The sequence below is a fragment of the Sinomonas sp. genome (assembly GCF_051955515.1).
Lineage (GTDB): Bacteria > Actinomycetota > Actinomycetes > Actinomycetales > Micrococcaceae > Sinomonas.
This window is the reverse complement of sequence record NZ_JBQCGQ010000305.1, coordinates 1-8117: the sequence shown is the minus strand read 5'-3', so window position 1 is coordinate 8117 and position 8117 is coordinate 1. Positions and strand designations below refer to the sequence as shown.

The following is an 8117-nucleotide window of genomic DNA, read 5'->3' as shown; positions in this document are numbered from 1 at the left end:
GCCGGCGGCGACGTGCTGGTCTCGGGCACGCCGTCGCCGGGTGATCCCGGGCGGTCGTGGCTTGCCGGAGTCGTGGATCCAGCGGATCGTCGGACCCTGCTGGGCGCCTACCCGTTGGGTTCCGGAGCCCGCCGAGCCCTCGCGACGTCGGGCTCCGCCGAGCGCGGCGACCACATCTGGGGGGTGGGCGGCCGAAAGTCCGAATTCGTCCAGGTCAGCGTGGCGGGACCGGACATCGTGACGGCGGACGTTCTCGCAACGGCCATCGTGGCGGGCGGCCGCGAGCTGCTCGACATCGCCGCGTTGGAGTGGAACGTGGACATTCTGGCCGTCACCCGGGACGGCGAGCTATTCGCAACCCCCGGTTTCAGGGCCCCGCACGCGGCCTGACGGGCGTTTCGCCGTCTTACCGTCCACTTCTCGCCGTCATCAGACGTGACGCGCCGGTCATCCGGCCCGACACGCCCAAAAGCCCTCGAAGAACCGGACAGGAGCGCCGAGGTCAGAGCCGGGTCAACTCCGGATACTTCGGCCTCATGCCGTCGCCCGAGGACCGTCCGGTCACGCGACGCATGATCCACGGCCCCGCGAACTCCCGCGCCCACGTCGCGTTCGCCCGGAACCGCTCGCGGACGCTGAGGACCGGAAGCTCGGGCACGTCCGGAAGGTCCACGAGGCCCTCGTGCTCGAGCACGCCCAGCACCCGGTTGGCCATCGTCGCGTGGCCCAGTGCGGACATATGCATGCGGTCCTCTGCCCACATGCGCCAGTCCTGGAATTCATGGAACCGCCAGTAGTCCACGAGGGTGGCGCCGCGCCGGTCCGCGATCCACCGGACCTGCTCGTTGTAGATGGCCGTGCGGCCGCGCATGGCGCCGAACACCTTCGACGATCCGGCATCGAAGCCCGTGAACAAGAGCACCTGCGCGCCCGAGTGCTGCAGGCGCGCGATGGCGGCGTCGTACTCCTCGAGCAGAACGTCGATGTCCACCCTGGGCCGCAGGATGTCGTTCGCTCCCGCGTACACGGTCACGATGGTGGGCTCGAGGGCGAGCGCCGGCTCAAGCTGCTCGGCGAGCACCTGCCGGAGCTTCTTCCCCCTGATGGCGAGGTTGGCATACCCGAAACCGGGGTCTGCGGACTGCAGCTGCTCGGCGGCCCGGTCGGCCCAACCGCGGACCCCGTTCGGGCGCGAGGCATCAGGATCGCCCACACCTTCCGTGAAGGAATCCCCCAAGGCGACCCAGCGCCTGCTGAAGGTCTCGCTCATGCCGCGCTCCCGCCGTCGTCGGCCTGCTGGTCGAGTGGCGCGTCCCGGTGCTTCGGGCATGGCAGCTCCGGATCGCGCGCGGTGTCGCGGAAGATCCAGGAGGCGTCGTCGAGCTGCGCCACGATCTTCTCGGCGATGTCCGCGAGGTGGCGGGCGTCGTTGTCGTCGAGCCCGTCGAAGACGATCTCCCGCACGCGCTCCACATGCTCTGGCGCGAGATCCACAATCGTCTCCCATCCGAGGTCGGTGAGGTGGGCGGTGGTGACGCGGGCATCGTCGGGGTGCGGCCGACGGTCGATCCAGCCGCGGTTCTCCAGTTTGGACACGACGTGCGAGAGCCGCGAGAGCGAGGCCGAGGTGCGCGCCGCGAGCTCCTTCATGGGCAGGGCGCGACCATCGGCCTCGCTCAGCATGGCGAGGACGTCATAGTCGAAGAGCGAGAGCTTGCCGAGGGAGGTCAGGTGGGCATCGAGGGCGGCCGGCAGGAGCGTGGTCACGCTCAGGAGAGCCAGCCACGCCCGGCGCTCCTCGGCCGAGAGCCAGCGTGGTTCCGTCACGGACACCAAGCATAGGCGGAGGTCAGGGGTGGCTACCCTAAGGGCATGACTGCCGCCGGCCGCTTCGCTCCCAGCCCGTCGGGCGAGCTCCACCTCGGCAACCTCAGGACAGCGCTCCTCGCATGGCTCTTCGCGCGGTCGAGCGGCCGTCGCTTCCTGGTGCGCGTCGAGGATCTGGACCGGGCGCGCGCTGGCGCGGAGGCGGTGCAGCTGCGGGACCTCGCGGCGGTCGGGCTCGACTGGGACGACGACGTGGTGCGCCAGACTGAGCGCACCCCGGTCTACGAGGAGGCCCTCGGCAGGCTCGCCGACGCCGGCCTCACCTACGAGTGCTACTGCACGCGCCGGGAGATCCAGGAGGCTCCGAGCGCACCCCACGCGCCGCAGGGCGCTTACCCGGGAACATGCCGTGGTCTCGCGGAGGCGCAGCGCGTACGACGACGCGCCGAGCGTCCCGCCGCCATCCGCCTTCGCGCTGGGGTCACCGAGTGGGCCGTCACAGATGTGCTGCACGGACGGTACGTCGGTGTCGTGGACGACTTCGTGCTGCGGCGCAACGACGGCGTGGTCGCCTACAACCTCGCCGTGGTCGTGGACGATGCAGCCCAGGGCGTGGACCAAGTGGTGCGCGGAGACGACCTCCTCCCCTCGACCCCGCGGCAGGCGTACCTCGCGGGGCTCCTCGGGAACAGGGTGCCGGAGTACGCGCACGTCCCGCTCGTGCTCAACGCCGCCGGGCGGCGGCTCGCGAAGCGCGACGGAGCCATCACGCTCGCCGCCCTCGCCGCGGAGGGAGTCTCCGCTGAGCAGGTCACGGCGTTCCTCCTCAAGTCGGTCGGGCTGCCGGGCACGCTGACGGAAGCCCTCGCAGTGTTCTCGCCGTCGGCCCTGCCGAGGGAGCCTTGGATCCTGGACCCCGGTTGCCCCGTCACGTCTGCATGGTGAAGCGCCGCGCCGTCCATGACCGCAGCGGCGGGAGGCCGTAGAGCCCCCGGATGATCCCATTCCTCGCGGCCATCGCCTTCGGCGGCAGCGACCTGCCGAGCGCCATGTTGAGCGCGGCGTGATGGGCTGCCTCCGCCGCGGCCCGCCGTCGCTCGCGTTCGACCTCGTCCCACAGCTCAGGCCAGTCGTCGTGCCCGGAGTCGGCGAGCAGCGGAGCGAAGGCCTCGGCGTCGAGCCAGCCGAGAGTCATCCCCTGACCGCCGATGGGGCTGACCTCGTGCGCCGCGTCTCCGACGAGCACCACGCGGTGACGGCGCATCGACGCGGCGAGCCGCTCGCGAACGGTGAAGGAGCTGAGCATGGTGTTCGAGGCCGGGTCCACTGCGGCTCCCGTCCGCTGCTCGATGAGCGCTGCGAGGGCGTCCGGGGTCGGGACGGTCACAAGCGTGTCCGTGTGGACGACCCAACGTCGCACCCCACCGGGAAGCGGGAACGACTCGATGATCCCCTCGGGCTCGAGGTACAGTACAGCGGCCGAGCCGTCGGCGGTCCCGTCCGCGAAGTCCCCCATCACGTACGCGTCCGGATACCCCCGCTCTTGGACCGGGATGCCGAGCGCCGCGCGCAGGGGCGAGCGGGCGCCGTCGGCCGCCACCACCCACCGGCCGCGGAAGAGCCTCGGCTCCCCCGCGGAACCTGTGGCCCGAACGGTCGCGGCGTCGTCGCCCACCCCGGCGAAGCCCGCCGCCCGCACGCCGCGGCGGAGCGCAGTCGGTGCCAGCTCGGCGAGCCGTGCCTCGAGGGTCCCCTCGGTGCGCCACTGGGGGACGGCGAGGTCGGGAGGGTCGAACGCTAGGTCGGCGATGGGACGCCCCCGCGACCGGGCCGCCCCGCGGGAGATGGCCACCCCCTGCGCGGCGAGCGCGTCCGCGACGCCCGCGGCGGCGAGCACGCGCAGCCCTGGTGGGTGGATGCCGATCGCGCGCGAGTGGTTCGTGCGCTCGGAGCGGGCTTCGAGGACCACCACATCGGTGCCGCGCTGCGCCAGGAGCACGCCGAGGCAGAGCCCGATCGGCCCGCCGCCGACGATGACTACGTCATGCTGTTCGTCCCCATGCGTCACGGGTGCACGCGGGTCAGGAGGGCCGTCTCGACCGTCAGACCCGGCCCGAAGGCCATGGCGCACACGCGCTCGGCGCCGGGGCCGCCGTCGTCGTCCGCTCCGCCGGCCGCCCGCGGAAGGCCGAGGATGCGCTCGAGGACGAACATGATCGTCGCGCTGCTCATGTTCCCGAACTCCCGCAGCGTCTCGCGCGCGGGAACGGCCTGGGCCTCGCTCAGGCCAAGGCGCGTGACCACCTTGTCCACGATGCTGCGGCCGCCCGGATGGATCGCCCAGTGCTCGATGCCGTGGTACGGGCGGCCGGCGAGCACGGGGTCGGCGGCCAGGAGCGGCGCGAGGGCGCCGGTGATGTGGTCGTCGATGATGTGCGGCACATACGAGCCCAGCACCATCTCGAAGCCCTGATCCCCGATGTTCCACGCCATCGTCTCCTCGCCGACCGGCGTGAGCGTGGTCTCGAACGCGTCGAGGCTGAGGGCAGGGCGCGTGAGCGGCAGGTCGCGCGCTGTGACGACGGCGGCCGCCGCACCGTCCGCGAAGAGCGACGCGCCCAAGATGGTGTCAGGGTTGTTCGAGCTGCGGACGTGGAGGGTGCACAGCTCCACGATCGCGACGAGGACGACGGCGGTCGGGTCCGCCTCGCAGAAGAGCTTGGCTGCGCGCAGGGCTGGGAAGGCCGCATAGCAGCCCATGAACCCGAGGTGGTACCTCTGCACGGAGGGGCGCAGGCCGAGCTCGCGGACGATCCGGTAGTCGGGTCCGGGGTTGAAGAAGCCCGTGCACGAGACGGTGATGACGTGGGTGACGTCCTCGGGAGCGACGCCGTCGGCCGATTCGAGTGCGCGCCGCGCCGTGTCGACGAAGAGGGGCGTGGCCTCGCGGACGAAGAGGTCATTGCGGGTCTTGGTGCTCGGATTGAGGATGCGGCCGGTCGAGGAGTCGAAGAAGTCCGGCTCGGTCTCGGGAAGGTCCCACGAGAACTCGGCGACGGCGGAGTGGCGCGTGTCGATGGCCGCGGCGTCGAAGCACGTGGTCACCAAGCGCGTGCCCAGCCTGGTGAGTCCCTCCTGTGCCGCGAAGACGTCGCGGGCCTCCGCCTGCTTCAGGACCGTCGATGGAACGGCAGTTTCAAGGGACCGCATGAGGACCGTCATGGGCCATTCTCACTACGGGAAGGGCCGCGAGGGCAAGGGTTGGGCCCTCGAACTCGGGATCGGCACTGGTGCGCGTCCAGCGCTTCAGAGGAGACCGAACTTCTCCAGCTGCTCCGCGAGCCCGGCACCGTCGGGGGCAGCCGCCCACGGAATGCCCGGAACGGGGGTCGGCCGCCCGTCGTGCGTCGTGCCGCCGGAGAACACCGCCTCGCCCGCTGAGAGCTCGCGGATTGCCACAGCCGCGACGCTCTCCGGATGGCGCCGCGCGAACTCGGCGTAGATGGACTCGTCATGCTGGCCGTTGTCGCCGACGAGGAGCCACTTCAGGTCCGGGAACTCGGCCGCGAGGCGTGCGAGGTTCCGGGCCTTGTGCTCGCGGCCGCTGCGGAACCAGCTGTCCGCCGTCATCCCCCAGTCCGTCAGCAGGAGAGGTCCGGCCGGGTAGAGATTGCGGCCAAGGAAGCGCGAGAGGGTGGGTGCCGCGTTCCACGGGCCCGTCGAGAGATAGACGACCGGGGCCGCCGGGTGGCGCGCGGCGAGCCGATCGAGGAGCACGGACATCCCCGGCGTGGGCGTGCGCGCCCGCTCGCTGAGCACGAAGGTATTCCAGAGGGCGAGGAACGGCCGCGGCAGGGCCGTGACCATGACGGTGTCGTCGATGTCGGACACAATGCCGAAGCTCGCCGCCGGATCCACGACCAAGACCTGCCCGACGGCGGGCTCCATGCCTTCCGCGCTCAGCCTGACCGGGTGCCACCCCGGTTCGAGGGAGGCGGTGACCATCGCGTCGATCACCCCGCCGAAATCGGCACGCACGGTCGCCGTCTGGCCGTCGAGCTCAATGGTGACCGCCGAGTACTCGATGGGGACACTCGTGAAGGCACGCCAGCCGCGGATGTCTTCGGTTCCCGTCCAGCCAGTCGGCGTGGGCGGCTCGGCCCAGCCGACGTCGCGGGACTGGTCGCGCCCTCGGGAAGGCGCCGTCGTCGTATTCGCGCCAAGCTCGTGCAGCCCGGGCGGGCCATACAGGACGCGGGCGAGGATCCGCACGCGCGAGGTGGTGCCGTAGCCCCGGAAGGCGACGATCTGCGGGATGAAGCCGAGTCTGCGCGCCGCCGCCGTCTGAGCGGCATGCACCCGGTCCCCGACGCGGTGGGCGGCCTTCAGGAGGGCTCCAGTCATGCCGAACACTCTGCCATGGTTGACCCGCGCGACAGAACCTGTGTCACACGCGCGCCAGCTGCTCGATGTCCTCGAGGAAGTCGGCCGCGACCTCCTCGCTCACGGTCGTCTTCGTCTCGGCGACGGCTTCGAGGTAGTCCTCGGTCGTGGGGCCGCGGCGGCCGGTGGCCTCGACCGCCCCGGCGGGCGCATACACCGCCTTCTCGAGGGCGCGTTGTGACGCCGAGCGGGCCGCGAACTCGATGTCCGCGGGCGAGAAGCCCTCCGTGCGCTCGACGAGCTGCTCGACGTCCACGCCCGCGACGACTGCCGCGGGGATGAACCGCTGCCACATGGCCCGGCGCGCCTCGGCGTCCGGAAGGCCGATGGGGATGACGTAGTCGAACCGCCCGTGCCGGAGGAACGCGGAGTCGAGCGCGCGAATGAAGTTGGTGGCGCAGACCAGGAGCCGCCCAGGCTGCTCGCGGAACGCGGGGATGATCTTGAGGAGCTCGTTGGTGACGCCCTGATTGGGGCTCGGCGGGTCGCCAGCCCGGTGGGAGGCGATCTCCTCGACCTCGTCGAGGAACACGACCGCGTGCTCGAGCTCGGAGATCTCGAGGAACGTGCGCCGGAGGGCGCCCGCGAGGCCCTCCGAGTCCGCGGCCAGGCGGGACGGGAACACCTCGACGAACGGCCACTCGAGCCGGGACGCGATCGCCTTGGCGAATGTCGTCTTGCCGGTGCCGGGAGGGCCGAAGAGGACGACGGCGCGCGGCGGCACGACGCCGAATTCGTCCGCGAGCTCGGCTTGCGCGAGCGGGAGCACGAGGCGCCGCTCGAGCAGCTGCTTCTCATTCTGCATCCCGGCCACGTTCTCCCAGAGGTCGCGCGGCAGCACCCGGCCTCCCAGTTGGGCCAGCGGCTCCAGCTCGGCGCGCTGGACCGGGATCTGGCGCTCGAAGAAGCGAAGGTTCTTGACGTCCTTGAAGCCGCGGTTGAGGAACGCGTTGATCCGCTTCTCCGTGTCCGGCATGAGGGCGGAGAGCTTGGTGAGCCCGAGGGGGGCCATCCGGTGCTCGAGCGCCGCGAGCAGCGCGGTCCCGATCCCCCGGCTGCGCCACTCGGGGAGGGTCGCGAGGAACACGATCCACCCCTGCTCGTGCGCCGCGCGGGCCACCGCGGCGCCCACGATGTCTTCGCCCTGGACGGCGATGACGGCGTAATCCGCCTGACAGCTCGCGAGCACCTCGGAGAGCGAGTACACCGGCTCGATGCCGGACGACGTCATGGCGCTCCAGAGGTGCAGGATGCCATCGAGGTCCGATGAGTGGAAATCGCGGATCCGCCAAGGGGTCATGGTCGTGCTCCTTCGCGCGGCGTGAGGCGGTCGAGGCGAGTCTAACGGCGGACGGCGGCCGCAGGGTTGCGGGGGCGTAGCAGTCACTTCCGCTCGTCGGACTCGTCGCGTTCGCGATCGCCGGCAAGGCTTCGCGCTCGCCGGGCCGCGACGACCAAGAGCAGCGTGGCGACGGCGGCCGCCGTCGTCATAAGCACCGCCATGGGGAGCGCCGTGTTCGCCCCCGCGATCCCGGAAAGCGGTGACACGACCGCGCCGAACACGAACTGAGCGAAGCCGAGCCCGGCGGAGCCGCTGCCTGAGACGTGGCGGACTGCGTCGAGCGCCAGGGCGGTCGAGTTGCCCATGATGAATCCCACGGTGGTGACCGTGAGCCAGATCGGGACGGCGAGGAGCCAGCGCGGCGTCGGGAGGAGGGCGACGGCGAGCGTCAGGACGCAGAAGGCGAACAACGCCGGCACGGCCACGCGAACTGTCCGCAAGGGGCCGACAGTGCGCGCGAGCCGCGACGAGATGTACCCCGACGTGATGAGTCCGGCAGCATTGA

Annotated in this window: 6 protein-coding genes and 3 pseudogenes; 2 read left to right on the top strand and 7 right to left on the bottom strand. The window is 71.2% G+C overall.

What is annotated here, in order from left to right; translation table 11 throughout:
- Positions 1–390, top strand: a pseudogene (locus tag ACTHL9_RS18265) (FAD:protein FMN transferase); the annotation flags it as partial.
- A gap of 112 nt (positions 391–502) precedes the next feature.
- Here the strand turns inward: ACTHL9_RS18265 and ACTHL9_RS18260 are convergent.
- Positions 503–1270, bottom strand: a complete 768-nt coding sequence (locus ACTHL9_RS18260; protein WP_440520686.1) for an SGNH/GDSL hydrolase family protein — start codon at positions 1268–1270, stop codon at positions 503–505.
- Positions 1271–1350: 80 nt separating this feature from the next.
- A pseudogene (locus tag ACTHL9_RS18255) lies at positions 1351–1827 on the bottom strand (MarR family winged helix-turn-helix transcriptional regulator); the annotation flags it as partial.
- A 45-nt stretch (positions 1828–1872) separates the two neighbouring features.
- Between ACTHL9_RS18255 and gluQRS the strand changes: the two are divergent.
- A complete protein-coding gene (gene gluQRS / locus ACTHL9_RS18250) occupies positions 1873–2772 on the top strand; it encodes a tRNA glutamyl-Q(34) synthetase GluQRS (RefSeq protein ID WP_440520685.1) in 900 nt (299 codons plus the stop codon).
- Here gluQRS and ACTHL9_RS18245 read toward each other — a convergent pair.
- The 5 genes and pseudogenes from ACTHL9_RS18245 to ACTHL9_RS18225 all read right to left on the bottom strand — a co-directional run.
- A complete protein-coding gene (locus ACTHL9_RS18245; RefSeq protein WP_440520684.1) occupies positions 2756–3895 on the bottom strand; it encodes an FAD-dependent oxidoreductase in 1140 nt (379 codons plus the stop codon). The two genes, gluQRS and ACTHL9_RS18245, sit on opposite strands and share 17 nt — an antisense overlap.
- Positions 3892–5049, bottom strand: a complete 1158-nt coding sequence (locus ACTHL9_RS18240) for a type III polyketide synthase (RefSeq protein WP_440520683.1) — start codon at positions 5047–5049, stop codon at positions 3892–3894. The genes ACTHL9_RS18245 and ACTHL9_RS18240 overlap by 4 nt, the downstream gene beginning before the upstream one ends.
- Positions 5050–5133: 84 nt before the next feature.
- Entirely contained in the window at positions 5134–6231 is a 1098-nt protein-coding gene (locus tag ACTHL9_RS18235) for an App1 family protein (RefSeq protein WP_440520682.1), read from the bottom strand.
- Between the two features lie 43 nt (positions 6232–6274).
- On the bottom strand, positions 6275–7570 hold the full coding sequence (locus ACTHL9_RS18230) for an ATP-binding protein (RefSeq protein ID WP_440520681.1): 1296 nt from the start codon (positions 7568–7570) through the stop codon (positions 6275–6277).
- 83 nt (positions 7571–7653) lie between these two features.
- Positions 7654–8117, bottom strand: a pseudogene (locus ACTHL9_RS18225) (Bcr/CflA family drug resistance efflux transporter); the annotation flags it as partial.